The sequence below is a fragment of the Celeribacter halophilus genome (assembly GCF_900114135.1).
Lineage (GTDB): Bacteria > Pseudomonadota > Alphaproteobacteria > Rhodobacterales > Rhodobacteraceae > Celeribacter > Celeribacter halophilus.
In genome coordinates this window covers 272,515-293,819 of record NZ_FORY01000004.1, presented here as the reverse complement: position 1 = coordinate 293,819, position 21,305 = coordinate 272,515, and the positions used below count along the sequence as shown (strand labels likewise).

Genomic DNA, 21,305 nt, shown 5'->3' with positions numbered 1-21,305 from the left:
TCAGGCTCATAACCTGAAGGTCGTAGGTTCAAATCCTACTCCCGCAACCAAAAATATCCATATAAAACAAAACGATGGCGCCCCAAGGGGCGCTTTTTGCGTTTTTAGCTCCCCGCTCGGTGCTACGATGGTGCTACTTTTGTGGGGCGGGTCGAAAGAGATAGGCGTTATGGGCGGGCGTGATAGAGCACTGGGTTGCCAGTGCGGTGTGGTTTATATAGCCTATTTGTAGTTGGAAGCAGGGTATTTTCTTAAATTGTATCCAAGTATTGAATTAGTATGAAAAAAATTCCTGACGACATAAACTCCATTCTCACTGAGATTGACGCATGCCTAAAAGCTGAAGGAGTTGCTCCTCATGCCCGGCCCTTGCGCGCAGTGATGGAGTTTGGAAATCGTTTTGAGATTTCCATGCCTCTCACAAAGAGCATTTTGCCTGGTGCGCCGAAGGAATTGATGGAAACAGTTCATTACTCACGGCAGATTCACGAATGGTATGAGGATATATACGGAGATAGACTGAAGTTTGATCCTGCTGGAAATGCGAGAGTGGCAATCTATGCCAACGGAGATATTTGGGAGGGACCCATACCTATCATGTTGGGCGGACTTTTAGCCCCTAGTCGTGATCTGACGATTGTTTCCGAGAAAAATAGACAGGGTCCAAAGATATTTAACCCTTGTGCTCACCTTGCAGGAATAACGCAATCCCGGCTCTCTCGTTTCTCCAATGATGATATTAATGAGGTTGTTCTGCTGTATAATTTGGGTCTTCGCGCCCGAAAAGTGTTCCAAATGTTTATGAAGCATGATGTTTTGTTTGCGAAGGCTGAAGCTGATTGGTCAGCTGCGACTTTACATCTGACTTCACAGAAGCCGGACTTTGGCCAGTCATTGTATTCATCGTCACAAATGGCCGAAAAGTATATGAAAGGGCTGATTTCCTTGATCGGTGAAGGCAATCCCAAGCAAAGGCATGACCTACAAAAACTTTTCAATGAACTCGAAAAGTCACTTGAAGGCATCTCCGAGCTTTCCAAACTGCTTGAAGCACTACCTCAGAAAGCATCAGCTCGATATGAATATAGCTCCAACCTCCAAGAAGCTTACCTAGCGCACAAAGCAAGTCTCGAACTCGTTGGGACCCTCGGCAGCGCTGTAGTTTTAAAATCATTTCCAGCTACAATTTGACCTGTTATGTGAATTGGCTGTTATCTAGGCTGAATTTTCTGAATTAAATGCAAGCAAATCTATATTGAACTGGAGCTAATGACTCTTGGCCTCTGACATAGCTAGTGCCAAATGGGCCTGTAATTGTTTTTGATCCTGTGTCTTTCAAACCGGCATTTAGGAATTTAGCGTCCCGCCCGCGGCTTTGACACAGAGATTGTGCATTCTCCTGCATTGCTGAGGGAGGTTTGATATAATCATCTGAATGAAATCCGCCATATGCCTCAATCACTACCATCGTATCAGTAAAAGACACTACGTTTCCTGCAACATCGTCAGAAAGTGGTGCGCAGCCAGCTAATGCGGAAACGATAAGAATAGGTAAGGTGGCCGATTTCATGATAATTTCCTAAGTGTCATGGTGTTTCGTTTAAGTATTGTTTGGATTGTGTCCAATATGCAGTTTTTCGTGAGAGAACGTCCTGACATGTATATTTTAGACGCTACGCAATAGGCGTAGCGTCTGAGCGATAGTTCCGCTCTAAATCAATGACAGTGAACTGTGCCCGTGCTTGTCTGCATGTGGCAGCATTGGCCCGGAGGTGAATTTTTGCGACAGCCGCCGCCATGTCCGAACTCGGTTTCAGTGGTGGCTTGAATTTCAATGCCTGCATGTGCGGGCATTGACAAAGTTGCGGCCAAGATTGCCGCTGCAATTTTCGTTTTCATAATATTCCCCCTAAGAAATGTGGTAACAAAACTGTTAACGCGATTTCTGAGTGTTTCAAGTAAGGGAAACCGTAGTATTCCTGAAATCTACCTAAATCGCTGTCCGCCCTGTCCGCCCTGTCCGCCGCTGTCCGCCACCAAACCCTGTTGAATATAGGGGCGGACGGCAGGCGGACAGGGCGGACAGCAAAGTGATTAGGTTTTGTTTTGCTGTCCGCCCCAATACCGCCCCTAAGTCGGTATGTACCTAGGACGCCGCGCGCCTCGCGCAGCGCCCAGGTCATTACTTAGCTATTCCCCCTCCCAACCTTCTCTTTTCGATACTGACACCACGCGCCGCCGTTCCTTGCCTTCGCGCAGGTGCGCAACCTCTACTCCGTGAGTGCGTAGGAGGGGCGTCACGCGGCGCAGCTCTGCCCCAAAGGCAGCGGCTTGCCGTGGAAAGGCTTCTGCGCTTTCTGTGAGAGCGGGGTAGAGCATGCGCAGGTGGCTTGTGAGGTCTGTGGCGGTCCCGCGCCAGCGTCCTTGCTCCCGTACAAGCATGAGAACAGCGCTAGCCACGGCGTTGCCATCAAGCGCAACCTCTGCCGCCTCCTTCCGGTTGGCCGCGTAGGCCTCCAGAAACGCCCCCTGTGTCCATCCAAGGGCAGGTTCCGATGCCGTGACCCATCTGGCGAAGTCCGCCATTCTGGGGCGCTCTGAGAGCGTTACATGGGCGACACTGGCAAGCGCATGGCTGGCCGCATCCAAGAGAGCCGCCAATATCAACGGCTGCGCGTCCTCGAACTCTGCCCAAAAGTCGGTTTCAAAGGCGCGGCCATGCGGCGGGATTGTCGGTAGGTGCAACGAGATTGCGCGATCTGACAGGTCCGCCCGTTCCGCAAGGGCTGGAATGCCGTTCAAGATCACGGGCCGCGTGGCGTCAAATAGAACTTCGTCGGCATCGCTATGTAGCTTGCGGGTGGCAAAGCCGCCGCCCGTGGCCAAGCGGCACAGCGCGTCCGCCATCGCGGGTTTGACCTTGGAGATATTATCAAAGGCCAGCACGTGTGCGCCTTGCGCTGCAATCACCAAATCCCGCTCGTCACTTGGAAAGCTGCGCGTGGCCAGCGTAGACGGATCAATCAAAGCGCGCAGTACCTTGGATGTGGTGCTTTTGGCGCTGCCTTGTTCGCCCGTCAGGATCATAAGCGGGTAAGGGCCGCTTGGTCGCAAACATCCCATGAGCCACCCCACCATAAGCCGGAAGTCATCATCCGTGGCCACGTTCACAAAACGGCGTAGCAGATCAATGCCAGCGTTGCCCCGTATCGGTACGGGTAGCGGGGCCATGCTCGGCGCGCGTTTGAAGCGCGGCGCGGTTGTGGTCTGTATCGCCCCGTTACGGATCGACCACCCCTCCGCTGTGATACGTACCGTAGACCAATCGGGCCGCCCAAGGTCCAAGACAATGCTGTCCGGTCCTAACGTATCGGGGCCGCGCCCGATACGGGTGAACACCTCGCGCCGCTCTCCTTCAAAGAGCGCTTCTCCGATCATCTGCCGCACTTGGTCATCCAGTTTGGCTGCGGGTGGCACCTTGCCGCTTGTTTGATAAGCCGCGTGCGCCAAGAGCCGTTTGAATGCGGCGCTCTCCAAGGCGAAGGTTTCCCACGGTGCAGAGCCGTCACCGCGTTTGATCGAAGCGTAGGGTTTGCCCTCCGGCGTATGCCAAAGGTCTATGCCCTCAAACAGCTCCGGCGCGTCGTTGTCATTGGCGGGCATTGGTGTTGCGATCTGTGGCCCATCCTCAGAGCTGCTGCCTTCATAGGGCGCGGCCAGCTTTAGAAGCGTGTTCACATTGCCCACGGTCCAGCCTGCCGCCACCGCGTCCGCTGCATCCCATCCCTTGCCGTATGTTACGTTACGGGCGTTAGAGGTTTCCTTGCCTTCATATCCATACGTAACGCTACGTAGGGTTAGATCGGAGATGGGAATGACCTTCGCCACAGTGCCGCTCACGCTACGTAACGTAGCGCAGAGCTTTTGCGCATAGGATTGCCCGGCTTCATCCTTATCGGGCCATACGTATACGTTACGCCCGTTAAGAGGGGAGAGGTCCGACATATGCGGGGCTTGCGCCCCGCCGTAGGTCGTCGTGGCCACAAATCCCAAAGAGGCCAGCGCGTCGGCGCATTTCTCGCCCTCGGTGACAATCACCGCCCGATCCTCATTTGCCGCAACCAATTCATCTAGGCGATAGAGTGGGCGGCGCTCCGGCGCTTTCCAATCATTGGCCACCAGATCGTAAGGAATGAAGAATTTCTCACTGCCCCGATCAAATCGATTGGCGACAAGGGCGGCGGTGCCGTCCTCGTTACGGTAGACATATTGCGACGTAGGTTTGCCAGCCTTTGGGTGGCGCAGCTCTGCGATGTTAACACTCATGGGCGCAGCCCCCAAAGGTTCATCAACTCGCGTGCCGCCGCCATTTGTGTGAGGCCTCTGAGGTAGGCGTAGAGGCTCACCGGATCGCCACCAGCGTCATTCGTGGCGAAGTCGGCCCAGCGGCCTGTGTCCATGTTGATTTTGAATGATCCCGCTTTGCGATCTGCGCGGGTCGGATTGCGGGCCACCCATTCGCGGCCCACCTGTTTGCCATCCGGCAACCATGTGGCCAGAACCTCCCAAAAGTTGCGCATGCAAGCGTCATTGACCACAACGAAGATAATGTGGCGCGGGCCTTTGTTGCGTGGTGCTGTGTTTAGGGCATTAGTTGTCATTGGCGATCACCTCCTGCAAGCGGGCGATCTCAAAGGCGTCTACATCGCCTGCGCGGTAGCGGACCAAGCGGCCCACTTTCACATAGGCCAGTGGATAGCGCTTGGTGCAGCGCCACGTCGCAAGGGTAGTTGTTGAGACCCCTAGGCGATCTGCCACGTCTTGCGGGGTAAGTAGGTTTTGTTTTCTTAAAGTGCTCATGTGTTTCTCCAAAATACACGTTTCGATGTATCGGTAAGTATTGAGAAACATTGATCAAAGTACAGAAAACGGGATCGTATAAGTCGGGAAGGAAACCTTCCTAGGTCTTACGATAGGCTTGTAAACTTGCCCTCTTCGCGCAGTTTTCGGATCGCTGTTGCGATATTTTGAGGTGTAATTTCGCTGTCTATTTTGGACAGAATGGGGTCCAAAACGGAAATCACGGGCGAAATTGTCTCGCCAATTTCGGCAAAATACATGCCCTCGGTGAATGGGTGAGCGGAATGTTCCACCCAATACGGGTAAACGGTGAGCAGAAAGCACTGCAGCGGATGGTCTGCCCCTAAGTTGCGAGCCTTGCTGCGCCGCTTCCATGTGGCTTCAGCTCGATTGTACTGTTGTTCGGCAGTTGGCGCGTCGCCAAAAACGAAGTCCTCGGAATAGTCTTCTCTTTTGGGTTTGCGGTTGGTCGTGGCTTCAGCACAGGTTTGCAGGTCAATCAACATGTCCCGCATAAATTGAAAGATGTTGTGACGGCTCCCAATCAAATCTGAAAGCGAAACCCCGTCAGAATTACTGGCAAGCGCGTGGAAACCGCGAATGCGCTCCTCAAGTTGAGCTTCCAAGTGCGGGTGTTCCGTCAATGCCAACAAGGCTTCTTCAAGCTGCGCGGATTTGTTGGCGACTTTTATAAGGGCGGCGGTGTCTTGCTTCTCCGGCTTTTGATTGAGGCGGTCCAAGACGCCATCAACATAGGCTAGCGTGGCTTGCTGAATGATCGCGGTGGCCGCGTTCTCTGCGTCGTGCCGCAAAGACAATGCTGTAGCAAAGCTAGCCAACTCACTGGGGTCAAACAGGGTGTCCAATTGGTCGGCAATATCTTCATCCAAATTCACATTCAGAGATGGATAGAACGCGGCAAGGCGGTCGGTGAAGCTGGTAGGCAAAATAAAGCTCTTTGGGCTGTGAATGTTACATGTCTGGTATCCGCAAAAATATATGAGGGGAAAGAGGTTGGGGGTGCTTTGGGCAGCGTTAAAAGGGGCCGTTTTTGCGGGTTCGAAAAGGGAAGGATTGTTGAGTAATTTGGAAAAGTGGCAGATTTATTGGTTTTAATTACTCTCCCATAACGGCAGGCAGTCAGCAGCAAAAGGAAACGCGTTCTTCTCCCAAGACGCTTTTGGGTTCTCTTCTCGAGCGATGAGGCCCGGTCTTGAAAAAATGCGCATTGTGATGCCGTCACCTACATCAAAAAAGTAGTAAACAGCGTCCCATTTTCCATCAATGCGGCTATATCTTTCGTACGCACCTTCACCGACACGGATGAAACGCTGTGGCCGTCCTTGGCCGTCAGCGTAAGACCTTACGGCAATATCGCCATAAAAATCCCATGTATTTGGACCAAACGCAGTTTCACGTGTACAAGAAAGACCAGTTAAGTCTACAGGCTTCGATTGAGCAGGAGTGCTAATGAGAAGTGTGGAGGCCGTAAACGCCAAGTACATAATTTTTTTCATGAAGATATAAAACCCACAGATAGATCATGAAGGCAAGCTCCTGTAGATGTGTGGGACAGCTTTTAGCATTGAGGAGTAGAAAAAGATGTTCACAAAAATTGGAAGAATTGTCGGCTTTGTGGTCGTTGCGCTTGGGCTTGCAGCTTTCATTGGATCGTTCTTTTTTCCATCTGATCTGCTTTCCCCAGAGTTCGATCGGCAGTCCTTTAACTTTAGGCAGTCGACGCTCTTGTTCACGCAAGGTTCAATTATGGTGTTTGCAGGTTTGGTCCTCGGCGTTCTCTGTGAAATAAGCCTAAAATTAGAAAAGTAGTGCCCTTTACTGGTCTGCCGACCACTTCCAAAAACCAGCGTTTGTTGAACCGTTTTCCAAACCGTACATTTGCACATGTGCGGCAAGGGTCGGAAAGATGCAATCTGGTCAGCTTAGGTGTTGCGCGCAGCGAGCGACAATCTCTCGCCCTATTTCCCATATCCAAACATCGCGTCCGTGGCTTTGTTCACGCTATCGCGCACAGGATCAAGGTTGAGGCGGGCGTAGATCGCAGTGGATTGCTGGCTTTTGTGGCCCAGCGATTTGCCAATGATGTAGCCATTCGCCCCCGTGGCGGCCTGATAGCTGCCCAAGGTGCGGCGCAGGTCGTGGATGCGCAGGTCTTCAATCCCTGCCGCCTTCAAAATACGCTTCCACGCCTTCTTGGGGTCCGCCAAGTGGCCGGACGCGCTTGCGCTTGGAAAGACCCAAGGGCTGTCTGAAGCCAGCTTGCGCTCTTTCAGCAGCTCCATAGCCTGAGAAGGCAGGTGGACGGTCTGCGCCTCCCCGTTCTTGGTTTCCTCAATCCGCCACGTGGAGGTGGTGAAGTTGATATCTTTCCATCGCATCGCCAAGACGTTGGATTTGCGCGCGCCTGTCAGCAACGACACCATAAAGAAATCACGCGCAGCCTCGTTGTGTTCATTGGCCAGCGCTTCAAAGAAGCGGGGCAGCTCGTCGGGTTGCAAAAACCGATCACGGCTTTTCTCTTTGAACTTCTTAATGCCCACGGCGGGGTTTGTGCCGTCCCATCCCCAATCAATCGCCTTGTTAAAAATCGACCGGATACGCTCCAAAAGCCGATTGGCTTGCGTCGTGCCGTTGTCCTTGCCGATCTTGGCGTGAAGCCGTTCAATCTCAGCCTTATCAATCGAAGAGATTTTGCGCTTGAACCAATGCGACAGGAACTTGTTCACTTCCCGCTCGTCGTACTTCCAAGACTTCTTATGCACCTTGGAATATTTGGTCATGTAGTCATCAAACAGCGCCGCAAAGGTCATTTCATCCCGAATGGCGCGGCGCTCTTTCTGGGGGTTCTGCCCGCTGGCGATCTTACCCTTGGCCTCTGCCGCCGCCTTTCGCGCGTTTTCGACGCTGATATCTGGAAAGCGTCCCAGCAAGATGCGCTCAGGCCGTCCATCCACGCGCTTGTAGAGATAAAAGGTTTTGGCTCCGGCAGAGGTCACGGCCATCTGCAAGCCTTGCTCTTTCAGGTCGGAATAGTAATCGCGCTTCCCCTTGGAAGGGGCGGGGGCTTTCAACAAAGCGGCTTTGGTGAAGTTCAATTTATGGCTGGCCAAAATCACAATCCTCAAATGCTCGTTCTACAGTGGTGCTACTATGGTGCTACACTAGAGAGCAAATTTGGACAATATTGAGTAAGGTTAAAACAAAGTATACGTCTCATAACATATTGATAAACATATAAAGAAATAAGATCAACAAACTACGTCAAACATAAGCCTGTGAGGCTCATAACCTGAAGGTCGTAGGTTCAAATCCTACTCCCGCAACCAATAATTGCAATATATATCAACACGCTAGCCACCTCCGGGTGGCTTTTTGCCGTTTCTAGGATATGCGAACTGGAAGCACCGTGGAAGCAAGAAGGGCGAAGTGAGGGGTGTGGCGATAGGGCAACTTAAGTAAATGATAGATATAGTCTAAAACCGCCATTTGTGTTTTTTAAATTGCTGCACCAGGCTTTCTAAGCCTGTGTCCTGTTCGTAGTAGTGATGCGTCTATCAAAAACACTTGAGCTGCGGGATAAAATGCCAGACTTCTCGCTACGGTCACTCTGTCGCAGAAAATCTGGCGCATAATGAGCTACTCCCCATTTGTTGGACAGGATCTGGCGTAAATTAAGCTACTCTCTGCTCCTGCTGATCGGGTTGTGTTTTGTCATTTCTCAGCCAATAGACCACGGCTGGTGGCCTGCCGCCAAGGGCTGAGTGTGGGCGTTTGTTGTTGTAAAAGGTCATCCATTTCCGGATACCTGCCTTCGCTTCTGATCCGGTCTCCCAAGCATGCAGATAGACACACTCGTATTTCAGGGTTCGCCAGAGCCTCTCAATGAAGATGTTGTCCAGGTAGCGGCCCTTCCCATCCATTGAGATGCGCACGCCGGATCGGCGTAGCCGGTCAGTCCAGGCAAAGGACGTGAACTGAGATCCTTGATCGGTATTCATTATCTCGGGCGGGCCGAACTTGTGGATGGCCTCGTTCAGCGCCTCGACGCAGAAGTCGGCCTCCAGCGTGTTCGAGATGCGCCAAGCCAGGACCTTCCGGGTATGCCAGTCCATGATGGCGACCAAATACAGGAACCCGCGCCGCATCGGCAGGTAGGTGATATCGGCGCACCAGACCTGATTGGGCCGATCCACCCGCAACCCTTTCAGTAGGTAGGGATAGGTCTTGTGCCCTTTCGCCGGCCTGCTGGTATTAGGCTTCTGATAGATCGGCATCAGCCCCATGAGGCGCATCAGCAGCCGGCGTATCCGCTTCTCGTTCACAAGATGCCCATCGTTACGCAGGTGCCAGGTCATCTGCCGGACACCGAAGAAGGGTGTTTCCAGGAACTGCTCGTCGATCCGCCGCATCAAATCAAGGTTCTGCGCGGTCTCGCCCTTCGCCGTGTAATAGAATGACGAGCGTGAGATCGACAGCAGCTTGCACTGCTGCCCGATGGACAAAATGGAATTATTTGGCTCAATCATGTCGTGCCTCACTTGCCGGTCCATGGTTTGAGCTTTCGTGACAAAGCTAGGGGGACCGTGGCCCCAGTGGGGCCTCGCAAGCCCCCCTACCGTTGGCCACGGCGTGCGCCCGCTCTCTCGAACGCATGGCGTTCGCGGACTTACCCCACGATCTAGGCGTGGAGTTCCTTCACCTGCTCCTCATTGATCTCGGGATTCTTTCTGCCACCGCGTTCAAACACGCCGGAGGCGCCCTCAAAGAGCGCACGTTTCCATTGATGGATCATCGTCGGATGCACCCCGAACCGGCTTGCCAGCTCGGCGGCGGTCTCCTCACCCTTCAAGGCTTCCAGCGCGACCTTCGCCTTAAATTCAGGCGCATGTTGTTTGCGTTTCGACATCTCTGATCTCCTTCTCGTCGAAGATCAGCAGACTGCAAATCGTAGCTTACGTCACTGTCCGAATTTCGGGGGGTAGCTCAGGCAAAGACAGCGAGACAGGGAAGGCCGCGTCCCACGCCAGCCAGCTTTCATGGTAAGCAAAGCTGATGGCCCCGCTTGCTTCACGGCTCAGTGTGCCGATCCGGCGATTGTTCAAATAGACTCGCAGAGGCGCATAGGCTGGACGGCGGCCCATCAGAACAACTCCTCAATGTCCAAATCGCTGCCTTTGGAGCGGGGTTCGACCCTGAATTCCAGATCAAGCGCGGCCAGAACGGCAAGGATCGTGTCGAGTTTAGCAGGCCTGTCGCCGCTTTCTATTATTGAGATCGTCGCCTGCCGCAGTCCCGCCTGTTCGGCAAGCTGCATTTGCGTCCAGCCACGCGCCTTCCGCGTGCGCTGGATGATGGCTCCGATCTGCTTTGATGTGCGTGCGAGGTCTTGCATGGCAGAAATATACGCCGGGGCAGGTAAATGATCAATATGCGATGTATCGTATAATTCATCATTATGCGCCACAGCGAATAGTTTCCGCATTTTCGGGGCGTATCGATGTGTCGTCGCAGAGCTGCTTGAGCTCATGATCCGGCATCCGCGTGATGTCTAGTGTGCGCGGCAACCACTTACGGCCCCGTCGTTATTCGGATTCTTCAGGGAAAACAGTTCAACATAGGCTCAACAGGAGCGGTGATCGCACCGCCAACAGCGCGACCCACATCATCGCCATAGGACGTTTGCGACTGGGCCATCGAACCCAAGACTATGTTGCCAAGCGTATTTCTGACGGAAGCTCGAAAATGGAAGCCATCCTCAGCCTTAAACGTGATAAAATCCACGATTAAAAAGTTTGCGAATTCGTTTTTCATAACGGTACGGTCTGAGAGATCCGGCCCCCCTCAGCGCGGGCTACCACCCGCGCCGATATCCCAGAAAACCCCAGCCATCAGCTGCAGCGCATCGCGGCACACCGGCTTGAGCACATGTTCGTTCGGAGCATGCTGTGAACAGCTTCGGTAGGAGTGTGGAATCCAGATGGTGGGCAGGCCCAGGATATCGGCGAAGGCGTCATTGGGTAACGAGCCAGCTAGATTGGGCAGAACATGTGGCGCCTTTCCCGCTGTTCGCTCTAGCGAAGCGGCGACGAAGGAAACCCAAGGGTGATCCGGGTTCAGCCGCGTCGCGGGGAAAAAGCCCCGGTCATGCTGCTCAATCTGAACAGCATGAAAACCATGCGCATCCAAGTGGCGGCGCAGCGCGGGCAAGACGTCTTCAGGATCGGTGCCCACCACAAAGCGCAACTGGCAGGTGGCTCGCGCATGGGCCGAAATCGCGTTCACTGGAGCCTCGGGTACGCCACTTTTCATCGCCAGTATCGCAAAACTGTTCCAGCCGTAGGCTCGCTCGGTCGGGGTCAGGCTTTCCTCACCCCAGTCGGGATCGATCGCCGGACCGTCGCTGCTATCGATCGGCAGATCGCGTAAGGCCGTGCGTATCTCATCGGTCAGGCTGTCGGGCCTCCATTCAGGAAGCCGGATCTGACCTCGCTTGTCAGTAATGGTGGATAGCGCCTGTGCCAAGATCATAGCCGGATCGGCCAGAAGCCCTCCCCAGTTGCCCGAATGGTGCGCCCCCTCGCGTAGGTCGACAACCAGATCGAAACTGGTTCCGCCGCGCGATCCCATGAACATGGTGGGCGTTTCGGGCTGTAGGCGCGGTCCGTCAGAGGCGATCAGAACATCGGCGCGCAACTCATCCCTATGCTGTTCGAAAAACGCGTGCAGGCCGGGTGAGCCGGTTTCTTCGCCGGTTTCGATCACCACCTTACTGTTGAATCCCAGCTTGCCACGGGTCTTCAATACGGCCTCGAGCCCGGCAAGGTTGATCAGATGCTGGCCTTTGTTGTCGGCCGTGCCGCGTCCATACAGACGGTCGCCCTCTTCGGTCAGGCGGAACGGGCTCAGCCCATCACGCCACTGGTCTGTTTGCGCACGTATCACATCGCCATGACCATAGATGAGCACCGTGGGTAGGTCGTCGCCCTCATGCCGCTGTGCCACGAGGATCGGTCCTGCACCTGGTGCCGGATTGTCATGCAAGTGCGTTTCGAACCCGATGCCAGTCAACCGTGGGATCATCGCCTGTCTCAGATACCGTTCCAGTTCCGGTGCCTGTTCGGGATTCTGGCTTTCGGTTTCATAGGCTACGAGATCGGCGAGATCAGCCTGAAACCGGCCTTCATCGAAATAGGTGGAAATGTGCTCAATTGCGGTTTGTCGTGTCATACTCAAGCTACCTGCGTTTCTGCAACGGCATCGCCCCAAGGCGACATAATCTCGGTGCAACCGCTGTTGATTGCGCCCTTACGCATCACGCCTGCGGGGCAGGCAAAAGCATAAGGGAAGGGGCTGCGTTTTGTTGTGTGCACCGGAAGTTTGGCCTGAAGCGCGGAAAGAACTTCTGTCGGCAACGTCTCATCCGCCACGATGGTCTTGCCGCCCGACAGATCGATACGCGGATGATGGAAGGTTTCGCCGATATCCATGCCAAAGTCGGTCACAAAGGATGCCATCTGCACCATGGCCGAGACGATCTTGCGCCCGCCGGAAGCCCCGAAGGCGAACCGCGTGTCACCGCTCTCGCCCAGAATGGGGCAGACATTCATCAAGCACCGTTTTCCCGGTGCCAGTGAGTTGGGGCGCCCCGGAACCGGATCAAACCACATGATGCCGTTGTTCATCAGCAAGCCGGTCGACGGCGACACGACCCGCGACCCGAAGATCGAGAGCAGGGTCTGCGTCTGCGCCACCATGTTGCCATGTCGGTCCACGACAGAAAAATGCGTGGTGCAGCCCGAATTCGGCTCGGTTTCACCAGTGTCGCCCATATTGGTGAGCCGCTCCGTATAGGCCCTGCGTAACCCATCGACATAGGCCGCAAAGGCTTGCTCGTCCGGCACATGGCCAAGCGTGGCCTGTTCCACCGTAGCCATTGCGTCGCGGAACGTGGGCCCAGCGGTTAGCCCCGGCGCCACGTGGAAGCGTGCGTCACGATAATCAAAGCTCAACGGGTCACTGAACTGAGCACTATAGGCGTTCAGATCTTCCTGGCTTAGACAGCCGCCCTTCGCCTGAATATCCGCAACTAGGGCCGCACCGAGATCGCCATCGTACAATTCCCGTGCCCCGCCGCGTGCTATTTGCTCCAGACTGTCGGCCATGCGGCGCTGGTCCAGCCGTTTCTCGGCCAACGCGGTCCAACCGCTGATCGTGGGCCATTGACCGTCCTCCAGAAACATAGCCGCCGCGTCGGGATCGGTGGCAAGAGCACGGGTGGCCGAGGCGATGATCAGCGCCGCATACCAATCCACCAGAAGCCCTTCGCGGGCAAAGCCGATGGCTGGTGCGACTAGATCGGCCCAAGGCATCTTGCCAAAGCGTTCATGCATCTGGCCCATACCATCTACGAGGCCGGGCACCGCCACCGCCGTGGCCCCCTGCACATTTCGGTCATCCACTACCTTTTCCCACGGGAACAAGTCGCCGGCCACGCCCTCACCGCTCAACGGGTAGTCTTTCGGGTTCAATCCCTTGGGCGCGCGCATACCATAGTTGAGTGCCTGTGCCTTGCCAGTGTCGGCCCGCCAGAGCATCAATGCCCCGCCGCCTGTCGGCCCGCTCATCCATGGCTCCAGCACCCCGATTGCGAAGGAGGTGGCAATCGCGGCATCTACGACATCACCTCCGGCGGCCAGCACATCTGCCCCGGCCTGAGCCGCAAGGCGGTGCTGTGAAGCGACAACGCCATGTTCGGTTTTGATGACGGTTTTACGGGTCTGCGCGGTGCGCGACAAGTTCACGGACATTTCAGGCGGCCTCGTTTTTGTACATTTGACTTTCCGGATCATACAGGTGGCATTCCACCAGCCCCTGCTCCGTTCGTATCGGACGGGGGGCATGGCTTTTGCAGTGGTCGGTGGCCAACGGGCAACGAGGATGGAAACGACACCCCGACGGCGGATCAATCGGATTGGGATAAGCCATGCCAAGCTGGGTATCTGGGACACCAAGCCCAGGCTCGGGCGTCAGCACAGATTGAAGCAGCGCCTGCGTATAGGGATGTCGCGCGTGATCGAACAGGCCAGCCACATCGGCCTCTTCAACGATCCGGCCCAGATACATGACCGCAACGCGCGACGCCAGATGCTCGACCACGGCAAGATCATGGCTGATGAACAGATAGGTCAGGCCAAATTCGCGGCGCAGTTCACCCAGAAGATTCAGGATCTGGCTTTGCACCGACACATCCAGTGCCGAGGTCGGCTCGTCGCAGATCACGATTTCGGGCTTCATGATCAGCGCCCGAGCAATTGCCACACGCTGACGCTGACCGCCCGACATCTGGCTGGGATAGGTGTTCATCACTCGCGCCGGTAGACCCACGATGTCGAGAATTTCGCGCACCTGCTTTTCCCATTGCGTCCGGTCCCCGATGCCATGCACCCGCAGTGGCAGTGACACGATGTCGAAAATGCTCTTGCGCGGATTGAGTGAGGAATAGGGATCCTGAAAAATCGGCTGTATCCGCCGCGCAAGGCTCAACCGGTCCTGATCGCCGATCTCCTGCCCGTCGACCAAAACCTGACCGGTCGTCGGTGCTTCGAGCCCTAACAGAATTTTCGCCAGGGTAGATTTACCGCAACCGGACTCGCCCACGAGGCCCAAGACTTCGCCGCGCGACAGTGACAAGGATACATCGTTGACCGCCGTCAACGGCCGTGCTTTGCCGAACAGACCCTGTTTGACCTGATATGTCTTGCCAACATTGCGCAGTTCCAGAATCGGCGGTTTTTTGGGTGGGTGCCCGGTCATGCGATGGCCTCCTCGAAATGTCGATTGCCGTCTTCGTGGATGCAGCGAAAGGCGTGACCCCCGCTGCCTTGACGGGGGATATCGCCGTGGCATGCTGCCTCGGCATAGGAGCAGCGCGTACGAAAGGCACAGCCTTGCACATCGCCGACCAGCGATGGCACGATGCCGGGAATGGTGCCCAGCTTGCTGCCGCGTTCGGTCTTGCCCGGCAACGGAATGCAACGCAGCAAACCGCGGGTGTAGGGGTGCGACGGCATATTGAACACCTCTGCCGCCGGTCCTGTTTCGACCAGTTCACCAGCATACATTACTGCAACCTTATCAGCCACGCGCGCGACGACCCCAAGATCGTGAGTAATCAGGATCATCGCCATGTTCATCTCGCGGCCCAGATCATAGAGTAGGCGCAGGATTTGGGCCTGGATGGTCACATCCAGCGCTGTGGTGGGTTCATCCGCAATGATTAGTTCGGGTTCGCACATTAGGGCCATGGCGATCATCACCCGCTGGCGCAACCCACCGGAAAGCTGGTGGGGATATTGCGACAGACGGCTCTCAGCAGCGGTGATCCCCACCTTTTCCAAGAGCTCGATGGCACGGGCTCGGGCCGCCTCTCGGCCCACCGGCTTGTGCAGCAATAACGCCTCGGTTAGCTGGTCACCGATCGTATAGGCTGGGTTAAGCGATGTCATCGGCTCTTGAAAGATCATCGCCATCCGAGCACCGCGCAGGGCCCGCATCGTACGCGGGGTTGCGCGGGTCAGATCGGTGCCGTCAAAATCCATCCGGTCGGCGGTGCGACGAATGGTCTTGCTTAAAAGGCCCATCACCGCCAGAGAGGTCAGCGACTTGCCCGATCCGCTTTCACCGACGATACAGAGGGTCTCGCCTCGGTTCAGGTCGAAGTCGATCCCGCGCACCGCGTGCAGGGTGCCGCCTCCGACGGGAATGTCGATGGTCAGATTGCGGACGCTCAGCAGAGGTTTTTCCATTGTCTCAGCTCCTGTTTTCTGGGGCAGTCACGTCGCGCAGCCCGTCGCCCATAAGGTTGATCGCTAGCACCAACAGGAACAATACCGCCCCCGGGATCAGCACCAGCCACGGTTCGAACAGCATCATGTTCTTGCCTTCAGAGACCATAAGCCCCCAGCTGGGCGTCGGCGGCTGCACCCCGAGACCGAGAAAGGACAGGGCCGCTTCAAGCAGGATGGCATGGGCCATTTCCAGCGTGACGACGACAATTAGGTTGTTGGCGATGTTGGGCATCATCTCGGACAGGATCACACGAGGGGTGGAGGCGCCGATGGCCTGCGCCGCTGCCACGTATTCGCGCCTGCGCACCTGCAGGGTCGAAGCGCGCATGACCACGGCAAAGCGGTCCCATAACAACAGGCCCAGAACCGCAATGACAACTTGCAGCGAGCCACCCATGATGGCCACCACCGCGAGCGCCACCAACACCACCGGCATGGCCAGCCGGACGTTGATCAGAAAGGTCACGACCATATCGACGCGCCCGCCGAAATAGCCTGCGGCCACCCCCATGGCGGTGCCTATCACCCCGGAGATTAGCGCGGCGATGGTGCCGATCATCAACGAGACGCGAGCCCCGTAAATCAGACGTGACAAGTAATCACGGCCCAAATGGTCGGTGCCGAGGGGGTGATCCCATGTGCCGCCTAGGAATACCGGAGGTTCCATCCGGTGCATCAGGCTTTGCGCGTAGGGATCATGTGGAGCCAGCAGTGGTGCGAATATGGCCACAATCAACAGAATTGCCATTACCACTGCGCCGATCAGAAGGCCCTGATGGCCAAGAATGCGTCGACGTAACATCTGGCCGGGGGTCGGGCCGGTGATCTCTTGCAGCAGCGGGTCGTTAATATTGGTGTGCGCCATTGGTCAGCTACTCCGCATACGGGGATCGAGCCAGGCGTTCAAAACGTCGGCCAGAAAGGTGAAAACGATGTAGAACATGGAAAAGACGAGGATCAGCGCCTGCACAGTGGGCAGGTCGTTGCGCGCAATGCTTTCCCACGCCAGATATCCCGCACCATGCAATGCAAAGATGGACTCAACCACGATCGAACCACCCAGCATGAAGCCCATCTGCACTGCCGCAAGGCTGACTACCGGAATGATCGCGTTGCGCAACGCGTGGCGGAATAAAATGCGACCCTCGGGGGCGCCCTTAGCTCGCGCGGTGCGGATGTAGTCGGAGGACAGCACATCCAGCATCCCGGCTCGTGTCAGGCGCATGATGGCTGGCATCGCGTAATATCCCAGCACGATCGTTGGCATGATGAAATGCTGAGCTGAGGACGCGCCGGACGGTGGCAGCCACCCCAGTTTGATGGCGAAGACCACAATCAGGATCAGTCCGAACCAAAAGCTGGGCATTGCCTGACCAGCCACCGACAGAAACAGCGCCACACGGTCGATGATCGAATTGGGCCGGATCGCGGCGGCCACGCCAAGCGGCACCGCCGTCAGCAGGGCAAAGCTGATGCCGCAAGCCCCAAGTATCATTGTCACACTGAGCCGTTCCGCGATAAGGGACGCGACCGGCAAACGGAAATAGTAACTTTCGCCGAAATCTCCGCGAAGGGCCGAAAACAACCAATCTCCATATTGCACGAGCATCGGCCGATCAAAGCCATAGAGCCTGCGCAGCGTTTCGATGTCTTCACCGCTCGCGGTTTCACCGGCCAGCGCCGCCGCAGGGTCTCCAGCCAGAAACAACAGGCTGAAACTGATGAACGAGACGGTAAAGGCCACAAGCACGGCAAGGCCCAAACGTTTCAAAATGAATGTCAGCACGGGGATACCTTTGCATCATCGCTCGCACGCAGACTGCGTGTGCAGAGCGGATCGAAAAAGGGAGCAACGGGGCAGGGCCACGTCATGCGCCCCCTGCCCCAGAAACTGGGTTCAGATCAATTCCACGACATCGTGGCAAAGCGCAGAACCTCGTCGGCGGTGGGCGTGTATGCCACTTCCTTTGTGAACACGTAATTCGTGTTGTACGAGAACATCGGCGCCCAATAGGCCTCGTTGGTGATCCGTTTGATTGCCGCCGTGTAATGTTCGACACGGATATCAGGATCTGTCGCGCTGTCGGCAATGTTCAGATCTGCCAGCACCTGATCGTCACGCGCAGTATCAAGCGATCCGTGCTTGAAAAACTGGCTAACCATAGCCGAGGCATCGTTGATCGAGTAGCTGCCCCAGGTTTGGAACGACAACGGCACCTCACCCTTCATGTTCAATTCCCGCAGCGCGGAATACTGGAGATACTTGAAATCGGTCTTGATGCCGACTGCGTTCAGGTAGCTCATAATCGCTTCGGCATATTCGCGATCACGATAAGCATAGAACTCAATCTCGAACCCGTCGGGATAGCCAGCCTCGGCCAGCAGGGCGCGGGCCTTGTCGGGATCGTAGTCATAACTGACTGCGGCCTCTTCGACACAACCGAACTGGCTGGGGAAACATGGCGTTGAAATAACTTTGGATTTCCCCTTGAGAAGTGCGCCAACCAGTTCTTCGCGATTGATGGCATGGTTGATGGCCCGACGCACACGCACATCGGTCAACGGTGTGTCGCCCGAGCGCCCCGCCGCGTCGAACGCCAAGTAGCCGACGCGCATGGTGGATTCGTTCATCGCGGTGAACTGATCCATCGTAGCCAGTTTCTCGGCCTGATCGGTGGGCACCTGCCAGATCAGGTCAAGCGAACCGCTGAACAACTCGGCCATCTGGGTGTTCACGTCGGGAATGGTGCGGATGTCGATGTTGGTAATTTCGGGATTGCCCTTGGGGCTGTCATGGTAGTTCTCGTTCTTTTCCAGAACAAAGTGTTGACCGGGAACCACCGATACCACCTTGTAAGGGCCGGTACCCACGGGCTTGAGGCCCATACCGCTCGGCCCCACCTCGGCGTAGTATTCGTTGGGATACATCGACACCGGTCCCGACAGGAATTCGATGGCGGCAGGGAATTTTTCCTTGAGCAGAATGCGCACGGTGTAGTCATCGATCTTTTCGGCGGACTTCATCCAATTCACGTTCCGCTGTGTCTTTACGCCGTTTTCTTCCTTGGCGACAAAATTGACGGTATAGACCACGTCATCGGCGTTGAACGGCTCGCCGTTGTGAAAGGTCACCCCTTCACGCAGCTTGAATTCCAGTGTGATGTCGTCGATCCATTCCCACGAGGTGGCAAGGTTACCCTTGTATTCGTTGGTGATCGGGTCACGATAGATTAGTCCGTCCCAGACCGCGCGCTGCAAGACGACACCTTCGCGCGAGGAGTTGAAGTAGCTGTCTACGTTCTCCAACTCCTTGGTGAAAGCGACGCGCAAGGTGTCACTGGCCTTTTCAGCCACAGCCGCACCCGAGGCGACAAGCAGCGCAAGGCTGGCAATTGAGGTCTTGAGCCATGAAGTTTTCATTGGTCGTCTCCCTGTCTTGGTCGGTCACGAATAATGGTATCCGTGTTTCTTTGCCGCTTGATGGGTGTATCGTATAATGATACGCGACATCTTAATATGATTAAGTAATCCTGACAGAACGGGCTGCGTCAAGCCTTGATCCTTTCAGGTAGGTAAAAATTCGGGGGGTGCATGAAAACTAAACAAGATACGCTTTTTGTTGGGTCTTTGGCCAAAGGATTGCAACTTCTCAGGGCATTCGACGAAAGTCATACGGAAATGTCCCTGTCGGAACTCGCACGAATTACCGGTCTAGGAAAAAGCGCGACTCAACGATTGGCCAACACGCTACATGTCGAAGGGATGCTGGACAAAGATCCCGTCACACGACGTTTTCGTCCGTCGCATGCCTGGCTGCAAATGGCCTATGCCTATTACTGGTCCGATCCACTGGTCGGGCAAGCCATGCCCAAGCTTATTAGCCTCGCACAGGACTTGGGCGAAACGGTAAATTTGGCCGAATTGTCAGGGGATCATATCGTTTACGTCAGTCGCTTGCCCTGCAAACGCACCCAATTCGCCGCTACCATCATAGGCCGTCACCTACCCGCGCTTTGCACTTCAGCCGGACGTGTCATACTGGGTAGCTTCCCTCCCGAAGAACGTCGCAACGCCGTCGAAACATGGCCGGTGCTCCGCTTCACTCCAGCCACTACTCTTGACCGAGAACAAATTCACGACAGTATCGAACGCGCCGCGCAGCAGGGCTTTGCCATCTGCGATGGACAGATGATATTGAACGAAATTGGCGTCTCAACCCCGATTATAGGACATGACGGAAGGGCCTTCGCCGCAGTGCATTGTTCGATATCGGCCCATACTTGGACGCGTGCTGCGATCGAGCGCGAAATCATCCCCAAACTTCAGGATACGGCCAACGCCATTTCTCCCGCATTCCAATCCCATCGCGGCATCCCCGTGGATGCTAGACCCGAGCCTAGCCAAGGATAGCCTCGCAGCAATGAGGCCGCGGTCAGCAACATATCCATATGGCCCAGTGTTGCCGCCTCACCGACCAGAAAGAGGTCCGGAATGGCAGGCCTTGCGCTGCGTTCCGCGATTGTCGAGAGGATGGAGCCGATCCAGAGTCTCAAAACGGGCCTCTGGCTTGCCAAAAGATGCGGCGGGATCCTCAGTAGATGGTCATGGGGTGCGCCTCTCTGATGCGCTGCAGAAGGCCTCTGCCACCCCGCAGGCCGGCTCTGGCTCCCGCAAAGGCCAGACCGATGTGTCGACGTAATGTTGTGAGAATGGATGCTGCAGGCCTTTCCGGGGCGTCTGTATATGCCTTGGCTGCCGCGACCATGGCGTCGCCATGCAAATTGCATGAATGCATACAGTCCAGCATATCATCGAGCTGGTCTGCCACACCCCACATCCGGTAGACAAGGACAGATCGAGATCCTTAGGACGGATATGTGTCGCCAGAAACAGTATCGATCCTGCAATCAAGCTCTCTGAAAGATCATCCCAGAATGGGTCTGAATAATCTCCGCTGGTGGTCCTGCGGATCAATGCGGCAATTCGCTTGCTCTGCTCGAAAGCCTCTTGCGATGTGGGTTCGATCACTTCCATCGGATTGAGCGAACCGGTCCCGTCACCGAACAGATCAATGGAAATAACTTCTTGTCTCATCTGGTGACGAGCGCGGGCTGTAACTGCCCGAGTTTCTCCTTTTCAGATCGAGGATAACACCATAGAGCCCGGATAAGTCAGCGCGGTCGGGATGACTTGGGAGGCCCCTTTGCCGGTGTCGGTCCCGGCAATTGTCACAAGGCCCGCATCCGGTGTTTTTCAAGGTAGTTGCCGCTTGATAATTTATCATGCTGCCCGTTTTTCGTTTTGCTCCATGGGGCCGGCGCCGCCAGCTTTATGGGAGAGCGCGTCGCCGGCCCCATGGGCTTTGCGTTCGACTTCAGGCCGCTCGGGATTGAGCCATACCGAGCCAACAGGCTGCCAATTCCGCGTGCCACGAGACCAGCGCTCGGGATGCCGCTCTTTGGCTGCCTGATATACATGGCGTCTGGCGGCAAGCATTTGCACGTCCTCACCACGGTGCCGCTGATCTGGCGTCACAAAACGGATCGCGCTGTGGCGATGCTCTGTGTTGTACCAGGC

The 21,305-nt window shown here is 55.8% G+C and carries 21 protein-coding genes and 2 pseudogenes; 4 read left to right on the top strand and 19 right to left on the bottom strand.

The features are described from left to right. The first annotated feature begins 279 nt into the window (after positions 1 to 279). Entirely contained in the window at positions 280 to 1,191 is a 912-nt protein-coding gene (locus BM152_RS06025; RefSeq protein ID WP_074914034.1) for a HEPN domain-containing protein, read from the top strand. A gap of 43 nt (positions 1,192 to 1,234) precedes the next feature. On the opposite strand, the gene BM152_RS18935 is transcribed toward BM152_RS06025, so the two are convergent. From BM152_RS18935 to BM152_RS18930, 6 genes are all read right to left on the bottom strand, one after another. Then, positions 1,235 to 1,570 carry a hypothetical protein gene (locus BM152_RS18935; RefSeq protein WP_139222477.1) on the bottom strand — a complete coding sequence of 112 codons (336 nt, stop codon included), beginning with the start codon at positions 1,568 to 1,570 and terminating at the stop codon, positions 1,235 to 1,237. Between the two features lie 620 nt (positions 1,571 to 2,190). Further along, entirely contained in the window at positions 2,191 to 4,326 is a 2,136-nt protein-coding gene (locus tag BM152_RS19510; RefSeq protein ID WP_066605260.1) for a hypothetical protein, read from the bottom strand. Then, positions 4,323 to 4,661, bottom strand: coding sequence for a hypothetical protein (locus tag BM152_RS06005; protein WP_066605274.1), 339 nt, complete (start codon positions 4,659 to 4,661; stop codon positions 4,323 to 4,325). The genes BM152_RS19510 and BM152_RS06005 overlap by 4 nt, the downstream gene beginning before the upstream one ends. Next, a complete protein-coding gene (locus tag BM152_RS06000) occupies positions 4,651 to 4,860 on the bottom strand; it encodes a helix-turn-helix transcriptional regulator (protein WP_066605284.1) in 210 nt (69 codons plus the stop codon). The genes BM152_RS06005 and BM152_RS06000 overlap by 11 nt, the downstream gene beginning before the upstream one ends. A gap of 107 nt (positions 4,861 to 4,967) precedes the next feature. Further along, on the bottom strand, positions 4,968 to 5,807 hold the full coding sequence (locus BM152_RS05995) for a hypothetical protein (protein ID WP_066605287.1): 840 nt from the start codon (positions 5,805 to 5,807) through the stop codon (positions 4,968 to 4,970). Between the two features lie 165 nt (positions 5,808 to 5,972). Next, positions 5,973 to 6,377 (bottom strand): hypothetical protein, encoded by a 405-nt coding sequence (locus tag BM152_RS18930; RefSeq protein WP_139222476.1) that lies wholly within the window; start codon positions 6,375 to 6,377, stop codon positions 5,973 to 5,975. 85 nt (positions 6,378 to 6,462) lie between these two features. Here BM152_RS18930 and BM152_RS05990 point away from each other — a divergent pair, with 85 nt between their 5' ends. Next, positions 6,463 to 6,690, top strand: coding sequence for a hypothetical protein (locus BM152_RS05990; RefSeq protein ID WP_066605289.1), 228 nt, complete (start codon positions 6,463 to 6,465; stop codon positions 6,688 to 6,690). A gap of 149 nt (positions 6,691 to 6,839) precedes the next feature. Here the strand turns inward: BM152_RS05990 and BM152_RS05985 are convergent, their stop codons facing one another. The 4 genes from BM152_RS05985 to BM152_RS05965 all read right to left on the bottom strand — a co-directional run bounded on the left by BM152_RS05985 (position 6,840) and on the right by BM152_RS05965 (position 10,273). Next, entirely contained in the window at positions 6,840 to 7,991 is a 1,152-nt protein-coding gene (locus BM152_RS05985; protein ID WP_066605292.1) for a tyrosine-type recombinase/integrase, read from the bottom strand. Positions 7,992 to 8,552: 561 nt separating this feature from the next. Further along, a protein-coding gene (locus tag BM152_RS05980; RefSeq protein WP_425285118.1) for an IS3 family transposase occupies positions 8,553 to 9,787 on the bottom strand; the annotation gives its coding sequence in 2 pieces (ribosomal slippage) (positions 8,553 to 9,562 and positions 9,562 to 9,787; 1,236 coding nt in all). 46 nt (positions 9,788 to 9,833) lie between these two features. Next, positions 9,834 to 10,022, bottom strand: a complete 189-nt coding sequence (locus BM152_RS05970; RefSeq protein ID WP_066605297.1) for a HipA N-terminal domain-containing protein — start codon at positions 10,020 to 10,022, stop codon at positions 9,834 to 9,836. Beyond that, on the bottom strand, positions 10,022 to 10,273 hold the full coding sequence (locus BM152_RS05965) for a helix-turn-helix domain-containing protein (protein ID WP_066605344.1): 252 nt from the start codon (positions 10,271 to 10,273) through the stop codon (positions 10,022 to 10,024). Before BM152_RS05965 ends, BM152_RS05970 begins: the two co-directional genes overlap by 1 nt. A 200-nt stretch (positions 10,274 to 10,473) precedes the next feature. Between BM152_RS05965 and BM152_RS05960 the strand changes: the two are divergent. Beyond that, positions 10,474 to 10,650, top strand: a pseudogene (locus BM152_RS05960) (IS110 family transposase); the annotation flags it as partial. Between the two features lie 72 nt (positions 10,651 to 10,722). On the opposite strand, the gene BM152_RS05955 reads toward BM152_RS05960, so the two are convergent. The 7 genes from BM152_RS05955 to BM152_RS05925 form a co-directional block, all read right to left on the bottom strand. Next, complete coding sequence (locus tag BM152_RS05955; protein WP_066605303.1) at positions 10,723 to 12,108, bottom strand: M20 family metallopeptidase; 1,386 nt, start codon at positions 12,106 to 12,108, stop codon at positions 10,723 to 10,725. A gap of 2 nt (positions 12,109 to 12,110) precedes the next feature. Next, positions 12,111 to 13,688 (bottom strand): gamma-glutamyltransferase family protein, encoded by a 1,578-nt coding sequence (locus BM152_RS05950; protein ID WP_066605306.1) that lies wholly within the window; start codon positions 13,686 to 13,688, stop codon positions 12,111 to 12,113. Between the two features lies 1 nt (position 13,689). Next, positions 13,690 to 14,694 carry an ABC transporter ATP-binding protein gene (locus BM152_RS05945; RefSeq protein ID WP_066605309.1) on the bottom strand — a complete coding sequence of 335 codons (1,005 nt, stop codon included), beginning with the start codon at positions 14,692 to 14,694 and terminating at the stop codon, positions 13,690 to 13,692. Next, positions 14,691 to 15,686, bottom strand: coding sequence for an ABC transporter ATP-binding protein (locus BM152_RS05940; RefSeq protein WP_066605311.1), 996 nt, complete (start codon positions 15,684 to 15,686; stop codon positions 14,691 to 14,693). Before BM152_RS05940 ends, BM152_RS05945 begins: the two co-directional genes overlap by 4 nt. A 4-nt stretch (positions 15,687 to 15,690) precedes the next feature. Next, a complete protein-coding gene (locus BM152_RS05935; RefSeq protein WP_066605313.1) occupies positions 15,691 to 16,593 on the bottom strand; it encodes an ABC transporter permease in 903 nt (300 codons plus the stop codon). 3 nt (positions 16,594 to 16,596) lie between these two features. Continuing rightward, a complete protein-coding gene (locus tag BM152_RS05930; protein WP_066605317.1) occupies positions 16,597 to 17,514 on the bottom strand; it encodes an ABC transporter permease in 918 nt (305 codons plus the stop codon). A 116-nt stretch (positions 17,515 to 17,630) separates the two neighbouring features. Beyond that, a complete protein-coding gene (locus BM152_RS05925; RefSeq protein WP_066605320.1) occupies positions 17,631 to 19,148 on the bottom strand; it encodes an ABC transporter substrate-binding protein in 1,518 nt (505 codons plus the stop codon). A 171-nt stretch (positions 19,149 to 19,319) separates the two neighbouring features. On the opposite strand from BM152_RS05925, the gene BM152_RS05920 reads away from it, so the two are divergent. Beyond that, positions 19,320 to 20,138 (top strand): IclR family transcriptional regulator, encoded by an 819-nt coding sequence (locus tag BM152_RS05920; protein ID WP_066605333.1) that lies wholly within the window; start codon positions 19,320 to 19,322, stop codon positions 20,136 to 20,138. Positions 20,139 to 20,864: 726 nt separating this feature from the next. Here BM152_RS05920 and BM152_RS19705 read toward each other — a convergent pair. Both BM152_RS19705 and BM152_RS19230 read right to left on the bottom strand, forming a co-directional pair. Further along, a complete protein-coding gene (locus BM152_RS19705; RefSeq protein WP_111481422.1) occupies positions 20,865 to 20,960 on the bottom strand; it encodes a type IV secretory system conjugative DNA transfer family protein in 96 nt (31 codons plus the stop codon). 48 nt (positions 20,961 to 21,008) lie between these two features. Further along, a pseudogene (locus tag BM152_RS19230) lies at positions 21,009 to 21,305 on the bottom strand (hypothetical protein); the annotation flags it as partial.